At 68.5% G+C, this 12398-nt stretch carries 11 protein-coding genes; 6 read left to right on the top strand and 5 right to left on the bottom strand.

Going from position 1 to position 12398, the window contains the following annotated elements:
- Positions 1 to 61: 61 nt before the first annotated feature.
- The gene (locus tag AC1DVI_RS10130; protein ID WP_476958005.1) at positions 62 to 493 is read right to left on the bottom strand and encodes a hypothetical protein; all 432 of its coding nucleotides are present in this window, start codon (positions 491 to 493) and stop codon (positions 62 to 64) included.
- A 160-nt stretch (positions 494 to 653) separates the two neighbouring features.
- Here AC1DVI_RS10130 and AC1DVI_RS10125 point away from each other — a divergent pair, with 160 nt between their 5' ends.
- The 3 genes from AC1DVI_RS10125 to AC1DVI_RS10115 are packed head-to-tail and all read left to right on the top strand — an operon-like array spanning position 654 to position 5644.
- A complete protein-coding gene (locus AC1DVI_RS10125) occupies positions 654 to 1370 on the top strand; it encodes a TetR/AcrR family transcriptional regulator (protein ID WP_476957857.1) in 717 nt (238 codons plus the stop codon).
- Positions 1360 to 2556 (top strand): efflux RND transporter periplasmic adaptor subunit, encoded by a 1197-nt coding sequence (locus tag AC1DVI_RS10120; protein WP_149168263.1) that lies wholly within the window; start codon positions 1360 to 1362, stop codon positions 2554 to 2556. The genes AC1DVI_RS10125 and AC1DVI_RS10120 overlap by 11 nt, the downstream gene beginning before the upstream one ends.
- 10 nt (positions 2557 to 2566) lie before the next feature.
- A complete protein-coding gene (locus AC1DVI_RS10115) occupies positions 2567 to 5644 on the top strand; it encodes a MexW/MexI family multidrug efflux RND transporter permease subunit (RefSeq protein WP_476957856.1) in 3078 nt (1025 codons plus the stop codon).
- Positions 5645 to 5726: 82 nt separating this feature from the next.
- Here the strand turns inward: AC1DVI_RS10115 and AC1DVI_RS10110 are convergent, their stop codons facing one another.
- Positions 5727 to 6575, bottom strand: coding sequence for an SDR family oxidoreductase (locus AC1DVI_RS10110; protein WP_476957855.1), 849 nt, complete (start codon positions 6573 to 6575; stop codon positions 5727 to 5729).
- A 116-nt stretch (positions 6576 to 6691) separates the two neighbouring features.
- On the opposite strand from AC1DVI_RS10110, the gene AC1DVI_RS10105 reads away from it, so the two are divergent.
- Positions 6692 to 7105 carry a winged helix-turn-helix transcriptional regulator gene (locus tag AC1DVI_RS10105; protein ID WP_476957854.1) on the top strand — a complete coding sequence of 138 codons (414 nt, stop codon included), beginning with the start codon at positions 6692 to 6694 and terminating at the stop codon, positions 7103 to 7105.
- Between the two features lie 72 nt (positions 7106 to 7177).
- Here the strand turns inward: AC1DVI_RS10105 and AC1DVI_RS10100 are convergent, their stop codons facing one another.
- Positions 7178 to 8647 (bottom strand): catalase, encoded by a 1470-nt coding sequence (locus tag AC1DVI_RS10100; protein WP_476957853.1) that lies wholly within the window; start codon positions 8645 to 8647, stop codon positions 7178 to 7180.
- Positions 8648 to 8764: 117 nt separating this feature from the next.
- On the opposite strand from AC1DVI_RS10100, the gene AC1DVI_RS10095 reads away from it, so the two are divergent.
- A complete protein-coding gene (locus AC1DVI_RS10095; RefSeq protein WP_476957852.1) occupies positions 8765 to 9700 on the top strand; it encodes a LysR substrate-binding domain-containing protein in 936 nt (311 codons plus the stop codon).
- Here the strand turns inward: AC1DVI_RS10095 and AC1DVI_RS10090 are convergent.
- Complete coding sequence (locus tag AC1DVI_RS10090; RefSeq protein WP_476957851.1) at positions 9686 to 10525, bottom strand: TrmH family RNA methyltransferase; 840 nt, start codon at positions 10523 to 10525, stop codon at positions 9686 to 9688. The genes AC1DVI_RS10095 and AC1DVI_RS10090 overlap by 15 nt on opposite strands.
- A gap of 149 nt (positions 10526 to 10674) precedes the next feature.
- On the opposite strand from AC1DVI_RS10090, the gene AC1DVI_RS10085 reads away from it, so the two are divergent.
- Positions 10675 to 10899 carry a DUF1127 domain-containing protein gene (locus AC1DVI_RS10085; RefSeq protein WP_476957850.1) on the top strand — a complete coding sequence of 75 codons (225 nt, stop codon included), beginning with the start codon at positions 10675 to 10677 and terminating at the stop codon, positions 10897 to 10899.
- An 8-nt stretch (positions 10900 to 10907) separates the two neighbouring features.
- Here the strand turns inward: AC1DVI_RS10085 and AC1DVI_RS10080 are convergent, their stop codons facing one another.
- Complete coding sequence (locus AC1DVI_RS10080; RefSeq protein ID WP_476957849.1) at positions 10908 to 12074, bottom strand: PQQ-dependent sugar dehydrogenase; 1167 nt, start codon at positions 12072 to 12074, stop codon at positions 10908 to 10910.
- Positions 12075 to 12398 lie beyond the last annotated feature (324 nt).

Here is a 12398-nt window from a genome sequence, read left to right as displayed (position 1 = left end):
GTTTTTGCGATATGCCGGCCCAGAGCGCGCGGTGAAGGCGCAACTCGGGCATGGAGTCCGGTCAAACGGCCATGCGCGGTGGTCTGAGGACCGGTGGCGGGCCGATTCCCTCCGGTAGCAACCCGGCGGGCCCGAAGGGCGCGGCGGCACGGAGCGGCGGCGTCGGAAAGGCCGCCGTGGTGGCGATACCCGACAGCATCATCGGACAGGCGCCGCCGCAGGACAGCCCGTTCCTGCCCGCGCAGGCGTCGTCCGCCGGTGGCGTGTGGTCGGCATCGCCCACCCAAACGCTCGCGGCCGGCGTTGGCGCCGAGGATGCGGCATGGCCTTGAGAATGGGCGCCGGAATGGACATGCGCCTGCGCGGGGGACGGAGCGAACAGCACCAGCGCGGCCAGCATCAGCAGCCCCGTCAGCAGCCGCCTGATCGACATCATCCCGCCAAGGGTGCACCCACCCCGCGCCATCGCTGTTTCCCGTTCCTGCATCGGCATCACGGCTCACAGTCTCCACCTTCCAGCGGCGGGAAGGTCAAGCGCAAATTCGCGCTGACGCCAGTGGTTGTAGGGAGCCCGCTCTGGACAGCCTGACCGCGCCGTGATATCTCCGGCCCAGCAAGGTGAGTTAGTGCTCACTTATGGAATAGGGTTAATCATGGGACGGCTGGACAACTCGGCCCGGCGCGCAGCGATCATCGACGCGGCCCTGCCGCTGTTCGCGCGCAAGGGATTCGCCGCCACCACGACGAAGGAGATCGCGCAGGCCGCCGGCGTGTCGGAGGCGTTGATCTTCAAGCATTTCCCCAGCAAGGCCGCCCTGTACGAGGCGATCTTCCGCTCCTGCGTGGATGGGGACGAGGATCTCGCGAAGCTCCTGGCGATGCCGCCGAGCACGGAGACGCTCGCCGCCTACGTCCAGGCGATGGTGAGCTGCTACGTCAGCGAACTGCCCAGCGACCGCGACATCATGCTCCCCCGCTACCGGCTCTACTTCATGAGCCTGCTGGAGGACGGGGAGTTCGCCCACATGGTGCGCCGCTGGATGTCGGAACACATCGCTCCGCCCTTCGTGGCCTCGCTGCGCGCCGCCCGAGACGCGGGGGACCTCATCCCCTCGGCCCCGGTGTCGGAAAACGCCTTCTGGCTGGCGGAGATGCTGGGCTCCACCCTGGCCACCATTCACCTGCCGCCGACGCCGCTCGTCCCCTCCTTGGCCGAGCCGCGGCGCACCGTTCGCGACGCGGTCGCCTTCATCCTGCGCGGCCTCGGCCTGAGGGAAGAAGCGGTGGCTCTTTACACGCCATCATTGCATTGCACCCAATCAACAGAACCAGAATCGACCTGTTCGAGAGAGGCTGATCGTGACGAGTGACATCGACCATTCCGCTCACGCGCCAGAGCGGACCACCGCACGCCGTCCGGTCACCCGCGGGCGGCTGGCGTTCCGGATCATCATCATGGCCGTCATCCTGGCCGTGCTGTTCGGCGGCCTGTACGCCTTCAACAATTTCCGGAACAAGGCCATTGCCGACTTCTTCGCCGGCAACAAGCCGCCGCCGACCCCCGTCTCGGTCGCCGAGGCGACGGCGCAGTCCGTTCCCAAATACACCACCGCCATCGGCACCCTGACCGCCAGCCGGCAGGTCACCGTGGCGCCGGAGGTGGTCGGGCGCGTGACCCAGATCTTCTTCGAATCGGGCGCCCGCGTGAAGGCCGGCGCACCGCTGGTGCAGCTCAACGACGCTCCGGACCAGGCCGACCTGCTGGCCTACCGCGCCCAGGCGAAGCTGGCCGAGAACAACCTGCAGCGCGCCCGCAACCTGCTGCGCAACCAGGCCGGCCCGCAGGTCACCGTGGACCAGAACCAGGCCCAGCTCGACGAGGCCAACGCCAACATCAAGAAGACCGAGGCGCTGATCGCCCAGAAGCTGATCCGCGCCCCCTTCGACGGCGAGCTGGGCATCCGGCAGGTGAATGTCGGCGAGTATGTCAGCGCCGGCGGCCCCGTCGTCACGCTGACCGACCTGACCAACCTGTTCGTCGACTTCACCCTGCCCGAGCAGGCGCTGAGCCAGATCCGCATCGGCCAGCCGGTGCTGATCTCCGCTGACGCCGCCCCCGGCGCCAACTTCGACGCGGCGATCTCGACCATCGAGCCGCAGGTCAGCCCGGACACCCGCGCCATCAAGGTGCGCGCCACGCTGCAGAACCCGGAGCGCAAGCTGCTGCCCGGCATGTTCGCCAACATCCGCGTCGTCCAGCCGCCGGCCCACAACCGCATCGTCGTTCCGGAAACCGCGGTGGACTACACGGTCTATGGCGACAGCGTCTTCGTCGTCGCGGCCCAGAAGGACGCCGAGGGCAAGGACGGCCATGTCGCCAATCGCGTTCCGGTGAAGACCGGCGACCGCTTCGACGGCAAGGTGGAGATCCTCGACGGGGTGAAGCCCGGCGACCGGCTGGTCTCCTCCGGCCAGCTCAAGCTGAACAACGGCGCCGCCGTGGTGCCGACGGAAGCGAGCGCGCTGGTGCCGCCGCAGACCGTTCCGCGCAACTGAGGACCCGGCCATGTCATTCACCGACATCTTCATCCGACGGCCGGTCCTGGCGCTGGTGGTCAGCCTGCTGATCCTGCTGGTCGGCGTCCGCTCGCTGACGGATCTGCCGATCCGGCAGTATCCGGAGTTGCAGAACACCGTCATCACCATCACCACCTCCTACGCCGGCGCCTCCCCCGACCTGATGCAGGGCTTCATCACGACGCCCATCGAGCAGGCGGTGGCGACGGCGGAAGGCATCGACTACATCACCTCCTCCTCCACCCAGGGGGTGAGCCTCGTCACCGCCTACATCCGGCTGAACTTCAACCCCAACGTCGCGATGACCGACGTGATGTCGAAGGTGCAGCAGGTCAAATACCAGCTTCCGCGCGAGGCCAACGACCCCGTGATTCTGAAGTCCACGGGCGAGACGACCTCCATCCTCTACATGGGCTTCGCCAGCCCGGAGCTGTCCGGCGCGGCCATCTCCGACTATCTGACGCGCGTGGTGCAGCCGCTGCTGTCCACCGTGTCCGGCGTCGCCGAGGCGCAGATCCTGGGCGGGCAGACCTTCGCCATGCGCGTCTGGCTCGACCCGGAGCGGATGGCCGCGCGCAACATCGCCGCCGCCGACGTGCGGGCGGCGATCCAGGCCAACAACTACCAGTCCGCCCCCGGGCAGACGAAGGGCGTCTTCGTCGTCTCCAACATCACCACCAACACCGGCCTGACCGACGTCGAGCAGTTCCGGCAGATGGTGGTGAAGTCCAAGGACGGCGCGCTGGTCCGCATGAAGGACATTGCCCAGATCGAGCTGGGCGCGCAAAGCTCCAACGCCAGCGTGTCGATGAACGGCCAGCAGGCGATCTTCATCGGCGTCAACTCCACGCCGACCGGCAACCCGCTGACCATCGTGGAGGACATCCGCAAGCTGGTGCCGGAACTGGAGCGCAACCTGCCGCCGTCGCTGAAGATGGAGATCGTCTACGACTCCACCCGCTTCATCCAGGCCTCCATCGACGAGGTGCAGAAGACGCTGCTGGAGGCGGTCGGCATCGTCATCGTGGTGATCTTCCTGTTCCTGGGCTCCTTCCGCTCGGTGCTGATCCCCATCGTGACCATCCCGCTGTCCATCGTGGGTGCGGCGACGATCATGCTGGCGATGGGCTTCAGCCTGAACCTGCTGACGCTGCTCGCCATGGTGCTGGCCATCGGCCTCGTGGTGGACGACGCCATCGTGGTGGTGGAGAACGTCCACCGCCACCTGGAGGAGGGAAAGTCGCCCGTCGAATCCGCGCTGATCGGCGCGCGGGAGATCATCGGGCCGATCATCTCGATGACCATCACGCTGGCCGCGGTCTACGCCCCCATCGGCTTCCTCGGCGGGCTGACCGGCGCGTTGTTCCGCGAGTTCGCCTTCACGCTGGCGGGGGCGGTCATCATTTCCGGCGTGGTGGCGCTGACGCTGTCGCCGATGATGTGCTCCCTCCTGCTGACCCGCGACATGAACGAGGGCCGCTTCGCCCGCTTCGTCGACCGCACCTTCGAGAGGCTATCCGGCTGGTATGGGCGGCGGCTGGCCGGCGCGCTGGACTACCGGGCGGCGACCCTGCTGTTCGGCTTCGGCGTTCTGCTCAGCGTCGGCTTCCTCTTCGCCAACACCATGTCGGAGCTGGCGCCGGAGGAGGACCAGGGCATCCTGTTTGGCATCACCAAGGGGCCGCAGTACGCCAACCTCGACTACATGGACGCCTACGGCCGCGAGATGGACGAGGTGTTCACCCACTATCCGGAGACCGACACGCGCTTCGTGCTGAACGGCCTGCCGACCCTGACCCAGGGCTTCGCCGGCATGATCCTGAAGCCGTGGGACGAGCGCACCCGCAGCGCCAAGGAACTGCAGCCGCTGGTCCAGGCCGAGCTGAACAACGTCAGCGGCACGCAGGTCTTCCTGGTGTCGCCGCCGGCCCTGCCCGGCTCCACCGGCGGTCTGCCGGTGCAGATGGTCATCAACAGCCCCGGCGACTACCAGACCATCTTCAACGCCATGGAGCGCATCAAGGCCGCCGCCATGGAAAGCGGCATGTTCATCGTCACCGACAGCGACCTGCAGTTCAACAGCCCGGTCGTCCGGCTGCACGTCGACCGGTCGAAGGCGGCGGACCTCGGCCTGTCCATGCAGTCGATCGGCGACACGCTGGCGGTCCTGGTCGGCGGCAACTACGTCAACCGCTTCAACCTGAACGGCCGCTCCTACGAGGTCATCCCGCAGGTGCCGCGCGACAAGCGCCTGACGCCGGAGACGCTGACCCGCTACTACGTCACGGCGGGCAACGGCGCGCAGATCCCGCTGTCCACCGTCGTCTCGATCGAGATGGCGACGGAGCCGAACGCCCTGACCAAGTACAACCAGCTTCCCTCCGCGACCTTCTCCGCGGTGCCGATGCCGGGCGTGACGATGGGCCAGGCCGTGGAGTTCCTGGAGCGGCAGGCCCGCGAGATCCTGCCCGCCGGCTTCGGCCACTCCTACCTGTCGGAGTCGCGCCAGTACGTGACGGAGGGCAGCCAGCTTATGGTCACCTTCGTCTTCGCGCTGGTGGTCATCTATCTGGTGCTGGCGGCGCAGTTCGAATCGCTGCGCGACCCGCTGGTGATCCTGATCTCGGTGCCGATGTCGATCTGCGGGGCGCTGCTGCCGCTGTTCTTCGGCCTGTCCACCATGAACATCTACACGCAGGTGGGTCTGGTGACGCTGATCGGCCTGATCAGCAAGCACGGCATCCTGATGGTGGAGTTCGCCCGCGAGATGCAGATCAACGAGCGGGTGGACCGCCGCACCGCCATCGAGCACGCGGCCCGCGTCCGCCTGCGCCCGATCCTGATGACCACGGCGGCGATGGTGGTGGGCCTCCTGCCGCTGCTGACCGCTGCCGGCGCCGGCGCGGCCAGCCGCTTCTCCATCGGTCTGGTGATCGTGTCGGGCATGTTGATCGGCACGCTGTTCACGCTGTTCGTCCTGCCGGCGGTCTACACCGTGCTGGCGAAGGACCACTACGCGGCGTCGGTCTCCCGCCGCGCGCGGGAGATCGCGGCGGCCTCGCAGTAAGCGTCGTCGGACCGTAGCCTCTCAGAAAAAGCCCCTCTCGCCTGTGCATGGCGAGGGGGGCTTTTTCTTTGCCGGCCTGCCTTTATCGGGGCAAGGCGGCGGCCACGGCGGCGGACAGCGGCGTGGTCGGACGCCCGATCAGCGCCGACAGCTGACGCCCGTCGTCGAACAGCGCGCCCTTCGACGCATCGGCATCCCAGGAGGCGATGCCCTTCGCGAAGGCCTCGGGAAGGCCGAAGCCGGCGAGAATGGCGGCGTAGTCCGCCTCCGGCAGGTTCCGGTAGGGGATGTCCTTGCCGGACTGGCGGGAGATTTCCGCGGCAAGGTCGGCCAGCGTCACCGCCTCGTCCCCGGCCAACTCGTAGGTCTTGCCGTCATGGCCGGTGCCGGTCAGCACCGCCACCGCCGCGTCGGCGTAATCGGCGCGCGTAGCGGAGGAAATCCGCCCGTCGCCGGCGCTGCCGATGAAGGCGCCCCCGGCCAGCGCCGCGCCGACCGAACCGGTGTGGTTCTCGGTGTACCAGCCGTTGCGCAGGATCGTGAAGGGGATGCCCGACGCCTTCAGTTCCTCCTCCGTCTCCCGGTGCTCCCCGGCGAGGCTCAGCGGCGAGCGGTCGGCGTGGAGCAGGCTGGTGTAGACGATCCGCCCGACGCCCGCCGCCTTCGCGGCGTTGACGACGTTGCGGTGCTGCGCCGCCCGCTGCCCGATCTCGTTCGACGAGATCAGCAGCAGCGTGTCGACGCCGGCAAGCGCGCGGGCGAGCGCGTCGGGGTTGCCGTAGTCGGCCTCGCGGGCCTCGACCCCCAGGTCGACGGCCTTGGCGGGGGAGCGCACCAAGGCGACGATGCCGGAGGCCGGAACCGTCTCCTTCAGGCGGGCGATGACGAGGCGGCCAAGCTGGCCGGTGGCACCGGTAACGGCGATGGTCATGGTCGGGTGTCCCGTTTGCGGTTGGGTGGTGCCCACCTACCTAAACCACTTGCTTACTTTTCGTAAGTACGTACATAAATGTAAGTGTGCAGATTTTTTCCATCGGGAGAGCGACGATGCCGGAACCGGACGATGACTACATTCCGCTGCCGCTGTCGGAGCGGATGCAGCGCGGCGACCTGATGGCCGCGGCCTGCCCCTCGCGGGAGGTGCTGAAGCACGTCACCAGCCGCTGGGGCGTCCTGGTTCTGATCGCCCTGGAAAGCGGAACGCTGCGCTTCAGCGAACTCCGCCGCACCATCGGCGGGGTCAGCGAACGGATGCTGGCCCAGACGCTGCAATGGCTGGAGGGCGACGGGCTGGTCAAGCGCACCGCCCACGACGTGGTGCCGCCGCATGTGGACTACAGCCTGACGCCGCTGGGGCGGGAGGCCGCCGAGAAGGTGCGCCTCCTCGCCGACTGGATCGAGTTCAACCTGCCGCGGATCGCCGAGGGCTGGGCGAACCGGCAGGGCGCTTCCATGGACTGACCCGTCCCATAAAAAGGAGCCGTCGGACGCGAGGGGGTGCGTCCGGCGGTGCCAAGTGTTCGGGCGTTGGGCTCAGCCGGCCACGGCCGCCTCTTCGGTCGCCGCGGCCGCCGTCACCCCCAGCCGCTTCGCGATGCCCGCGCCATAGGCGGGGTCCGCCGCGAAGAAGTGCCTCAACTGGCGCCGCTGGATGAAGCCCGGCGCCTCCCCCAGCGAGTTGGCGATGGTGTCCATCAGCCGCTCCTGCGCCTCCGCCCCGATCAGGCGGAACAGCGCGCCGGCCTGGGCGTAGTCGTCGTTGCCCTCGCGATGGTCGTAGCGGGCGGCGTCGCCGGAGATGCGCAGCGGCGGTTCGGTCACCGCGCGGTTCTGCACCGGCCCGCCGAAGCTGTTCGGCTCGTAGTTCGGGCTGCCGCCGCCGTTGCCGTCGAAGCGCATGGCCCCGTCACGCTGGTGGTTGCGGACCTCCGCGGCGTGCGGGCGGTTGACCGGCAGCGCCTGATGGTTGGCGCCCAACCGGTAGCGGTGCGCGTCGGCGTAGGCGAACAGCCGGCCCTGCAGCATCTTGTCCGGGCTGAAACCGATGCCGGGGACGACGTTGGCCGGGCTGAAGGCGGCCTGTTCGACCTCGGCGAAGAAGTTCTCCGGGTTGCGGTTCAGCACCAGCTCGCCGATCTCGACCAGCGGGTAATCGGCGTGCGGCCACACCTTGGTCACGTCGAACGGGTTGATGTGGTAGGCGTCGGCCGCCACCTCCGGCATGATCTGCACTGAGACGGTCCAGGCCGGGAAATCGCCGTCGCGGATGGCGGCGAACAGGTCGCGGGTGGCGTGGTCGGGATCGACGCCGGCCATGCGGACGGCCTGCTCCGCCGTGAAGTTCTGGATGCCCTGGCGGGTCTTGAAGTGAACCTTGACCCAGAAGCGCTCGCCCGCCGCGTTGATCCACGAGAAGGTGTGACTGGAGAAGCCGTCCATGTGACGATAGCCGCGCGGCGTGCCGCGGTCGCTGAACAGGATCGTCAGCTGGTGCATCGTCTCCGGCGACAGCGAGAAGAAGTCCCAGACCGCGGTCGGGTCCTTCAGGTTGGTCGCCGGGTTGCGCTTCTGCGTGTGGATGAAGTCCGGGAACTTCAGCGGGTCGCGGACGAAGAAGACCGGCGTGTTGTTGCCGACCAGATCGTAGTTGCCGTCCTCGGTATAGAACTTGACGGCGAAGCCGCGCGGGTCGCGCTCGGCGTCGGCGGAGCCCTTCTCGCCGCCGACGGTGGAGAAGCGCAGGAACACCTCCGTCTCCTTGCCCACCGCCGACAGGAACTTGGCCGCGGTGTATGGCGTCACGTCCCGGGTCACCCGGAAGACGCCATAGGCGCCGGCCCCCTTGGCGTGGACCACCCGCTCCGGAATGCGTTCGCGGTTGAAGTGGGCCAGCTTCTCGATCAGGTGGAAATCCTGCATCAGCACCGGACCGCGCGGGCCGGCGGTCAGCGAATTCTGGTTGTCGGCGACGGGGATGCCGGCAGCGGTGGTCAGGGTGCTCATGACTCAACTCCTTCTGGCGTTTCTTATGATGGGCGCGTCCGCTTTGCCCTCTGGTTATCCCGCCGCCGCGTTGATATATCCAAGACATCGTCTCACATGCTTCGATAGCCATAACCTATGAATCTCGCCGGCCTGTCCCTTCGCGATCTGGAATATGTGGTGGCGGTGGACGAGCAGCGGCATTTCGGCAAGGCGGCGGAGCGCTGCTCGGTCAGCCAGCCGTCGCTGAGCGCGCAAATCCGCAAACTCGAAGACCTTCTCGGCATTCCCCTGTTCGAGCGGACGAGCCGCCGCGTGCTGCCCACCCCGCAAGGGGAGGTGGTGATCCGCCAGGCCCGCGTCGTCCTGGAGGAGGCGCGCCGCCTGCTGGCGCTGGCCCGTGGGACGGCGGGAGCCCTGCACGGTCCGCTCTCCATCGCGGCGATCCAGACGCTGGGGCCGTACCTGTTCCCCCACGTCCTGCCCGCGATGCGCCGGCACCTGCCCGACGTCCAGCTCGTGCTGTCCGAGGGCCGCACCGACGGCCTGCTGGAGGAATTGCGCGAGGGGCGGCTCGACGCGGTCCTTCTCGCCCTGCCTGTCGAGGCGGAGGGGCTGACCTGCGACGCCCTGTTCTTCGAGCCCTTCGTGCTGGCCCACCCCACCGGCCACCGGTTGGAAAGCCTGCCCTCCATCGCCCTGGCCGACCTCGACCCCGGCGAACTGGTGCTGCTGGAGGAGGGGCATTGCCTGCGCGATCAGGCGCTGGCCGCCTGCGGCGCCACCACCCGCGGCATGCGACACGCCACCGGGCTGGAGACGCTGCGCCACATGGTCGCCAGCGGCACCGGCTACACGCTGATGCCGCGGCTGGCCACGGGGGATGGGGAGGCGGCGACGGTGGGCGGCTTGGTCGCCTACCGCGCCTTCCAGGGCGACCCGCCGGGCCGGGTCATCGGGCTGGTCTGGCGGTCCAGCGACCCGCGCGCCGCGGGTTTCCGCGCGCTCGCCCGGAGCCTGCGCGACGCCACCCCGCCCGGCCTACGCCGGATCGACGGCTCAGCCGATCCCTGAGTCCGGCTCCGCCATGAAGGCGAGGTGGTGCAGGACGATCCCGCTGGTCGTGGCGACGTTCAGGGAATCGAAATCCGGCGCCATGGGGATGCGCACCGTCCGCGTCCGCGCCAGGACGGACGCCGGCAGGCCCGGCCCCTCCGACCCCAGCAGCAGCGCCGCGCGCGCCGGACGGCGCAGACCGGCCAGAGTGACCGCTCCCGCCGGGCTCAGTGAGATCGCCGCGAATCCGTGCCGCTCCAGCAGCGCGACCGGATCGGTCCCCGCCGGAATCCGCAAGAACGGCACCCGCAGCACCGCCCCGACCGAGACGCGGATCGCCTTGCGGTAGAGCGGGTCGCAGCAGCCGGAATCGAGCAGGACCGCGTCCACCCCGAAGGCCGCCGCGTTGCGGAAGATACCGCCCACATTGTCGTGGTTGCCGATCCCGCAGAGCACCAGCACGGTCGCCCGCGACCCCAACCCGGACAGCAGCGAGTCCGGCTCCGGCATCGGTGCCGCCCGCCCCAAGCCCAGGATGCCGCGGTGCAGGGGGAAGCCGGCGATGGCGTCCAGCACCTCCTGCCGGGCGCTGTAGACCGGCACCGCGGCGGGCAACGCCTCCAGCATCGGCGCCAGCCCGGCGATCCGCTTCTCCGCGATCAGCAGCGACAGGGTCTCGTGGCGCGAAGCGGTCAGCAGCGTCCGCAATACCACCGCCCCCTCGGCGATGAACCGCCCCTCCCGTCCCACGAGGTCACGCTCCTTCACGTCGCGGTAAGCGGCGATCCGCGGGTCGTCCGGGTCGTCGATGGGGATGATGGAGGGGGGAATGATGGCTGGCATGGGCGCCTGTGTAGCGCCCCTGCCGTTCCATCGGAAGTCCGGAAAGCGCGGGGCCGGTGTGAAGGGGGCCACTTCCCCACCGGCCGAAGCCCGTTAGACAGGACCGGCAACGCGGGGCGGCAGTCCCCGCCCGAACGGAGGAATCGCCCATGCCGACCCTGACCGCCGTCCGCGCCTTCGGCGCAACCCTGCCAAGGTCGCTCACCGCCGCGCTGCTGGGAGCCTGCCGCAGCTTGAAGGAGCGCCGGAAGCAACGGGCCGCCACCCCCGACCGCCTTGACGACCGATTGCTGAAGGACATCGGCGTAAGCCGCAGCGATCTGATGGCCGCCGAACGTCTGACGAAGCCGCCTAAGCGCAGCCGGGGCCGCTGAACCGACGCTTACGGTTTGCCTGCCGGAGTCACCCGCAGGATCTCGCCCCGATTCTCGTCGGTCAGCAGATAGAGCGCGCCGTCCGGTCCCTGGCTGACCTGCCGGATGCGCTTGCCCAGATCGCGGAACATGCGCTCCTCGTGCTTGACCTTGTTGCCGTCGAGTTCGAGCCGCACGACCTCCTTGGTCGCCAATCCGCCGTTGAACAGGCTGCCCTTCCAGCCCGGCAGCGTGTCGGCCGTGTAGAAGGTCATGCCGGAGGAGCCGATGACGGGAGTCCACTGGTACACCGGCTCCTCCATCCCGGGCGCGCTCGACTTGCCCGTCCCGATCGGCGTCCCGTTGTAGTTCACGCCGTAGGAGACCACCGGCCAGCCATAATTCTTCCCCGGTTCGGGGACATTGACCTCATCGCCGCCGCGCGGGCCGTGCTCGTTGATCCACAGCGCGCCGGTCTGCGGGTTCAGCGTCGCGCCCTGGATGTTGCGGTGACCGTAGGACCAGATTTCCGGCAGCGCGCCGGAGCGGTTCACGAAGGGATTGTCCGCAGGCACGGAGCCATCGCGGTTGATCCGCACCAACTTGCCCAGATGCGAGTCGAGATCCTGCGCCTGTGTCCGGAACTGTTCCAGCGAGCGTTCGCCCAGCGTCACGTACAGATGGCCCTGCCGGTCGAAGACCAGCCGGGACCCGTAATGCATCCGGCTTTCCACCTTGGGCTTCTGCGAGAAGATCACCCGGACGTCGGTCAGGGCGGTCTCGTCGGCGTTCAGCGCACCGCGCGCCACCGCGGTGGAGTTGGTGCCGTCCTCCGTCCCAGGCTCGGAAAAGCTGAGATAGACGAAGCGGTTCTGCGCGAAGTCCGGATCCAGCGCCACGTCGAGCAGACCGCCCTGCCCGCGGTCGTCGACCTTCGGCACGCCCTTCACCGGGGCGGACACCGTGCCGTCCGGCGCCACGATGCGCAACCGGCCGTCCTTCTCGGTCACCAGCATCCGCCCGTCGGGCAGAAAGGCCAGTCCCCAGGGATGGCTGAGGCCGCTGGCGACGGTTTTCACCGACACCATCGCCTTTTCGGTTTTGAACACCTTGTCCACGGCGCTCGCGTCCGTGACGCTCAGGCAAGCCGCAAGGGTGGTGGCGGTCATCAGGGCGGCGGTTCGGCCCATGTGCATTCCTCGTCCTCCCGCATCGTCGCTGTCGATGGGTAGGTGGGGGCGCCACGGCCACGAACAAGACACCCGGCCCCTGGTTTCCCTCTTTGATCCCCTCCCCTGCGCAGCGGGGGAGGGTCAGGGAGGGGGCCCGCAGCGACACCCCAAACACGACGAAAAGCCGGCGCCTCCCACAGGGGAAAGCGCCGGCCTTGCCGTTCATGAAGCCGATTGTCAAGTGTGTTTGAGCCCTGCTCCGTCCACGTCCTTGGATGGTTTGGCGTGTGCCGTGGTGACCTGGCGGCGACCTACTCTCCCACGTCTTAAGACGCAGTACCATCGGCG

This window comes from Azospirillum sp. P4_B5 (genome assembly GCF_056402275.1).
The sequence above is the reverse complement of the archived record's forward strand: the minus strand, read 5'-3'. Positions and strand labels throughout refer to the sequence as shown.

Excerpts from the sequence above, each read along its gene's own strand:
- AC1DVI_RS10100 (WP_476957853.1), bottom strand. The coding sequence starts at position 8,647 with ATGAGCACCCTGACCACCGCTGCCGGCATCCCCGTCGCCGACAACCAG.
- AC1DVI_RS10080 (WP_476957849.1), bottom strand. The coding sequence starts at position 12,074 with ATGCACATGGGCCGAACCGCCGCCCTGATGACCGCCACCACCCTTGCG.
- AC1DVI_RS10085 (WP_476957850.1), top strand. The coding sequence starts at position 10,675 with ATGCCGACCCTGACCGCCGTCCGCGCCTTCGGCGCAACCCTGCCAAGG.
- AC1DVI_RS10095 (WP_476957852.1), top strand. The coding sequence starts at position 8,765 with ATGAATCTCGCCGGCCTGTCCCTTCGCGATCTGGAATATGTGGTGGCG.
- AC1DVI_RS10130 (WP_476958005.1), bottom strand. The coding sequence starts at position 493 with ATGCCGATGCAGGAACGGGAAACAGCGATGGCGCGGGGTGGGTGCACC.
- AC1DVI_RS10115 (WP_476957856.1), top strand. The coding sequence starts at position 2,567 with ATGTCATTCACCGACATCTTCATCCGACGGCCGGTCCTGGCGCTGGTG.
- AC1DVI_RS10125 (WP_476957857.1), top strand. The coding sequence starts at position 654 with ATGGGACGGCTGGACAACTCGGCCCGGCGCGCAGCGATCATCGACGCG.
- AC1DVI_RS10110 (WP_476957855.1), bottom strand. The coding sequence starts at position 6,575 with ATGACCATCGCCGTTACCGGTGCCACCGGCCAGCTTGGCCGCCTCGTC.
- AC1DVI_RS10090 (WP_476957851.1), bottom strand. The coding sequence starts at position 10,525 with ATGCCAGCCATCATTCCCCCCTCCATCATCCCCATCGACGACCCGGAC.
- AC1DVI_RS10105 (WP_476957854.1), top strand. The coding sequence starts at position 6,692 with ATGCCGGAACCGGACGATGACTACATTCCGCTGCCGCTGTCGGAGCGG.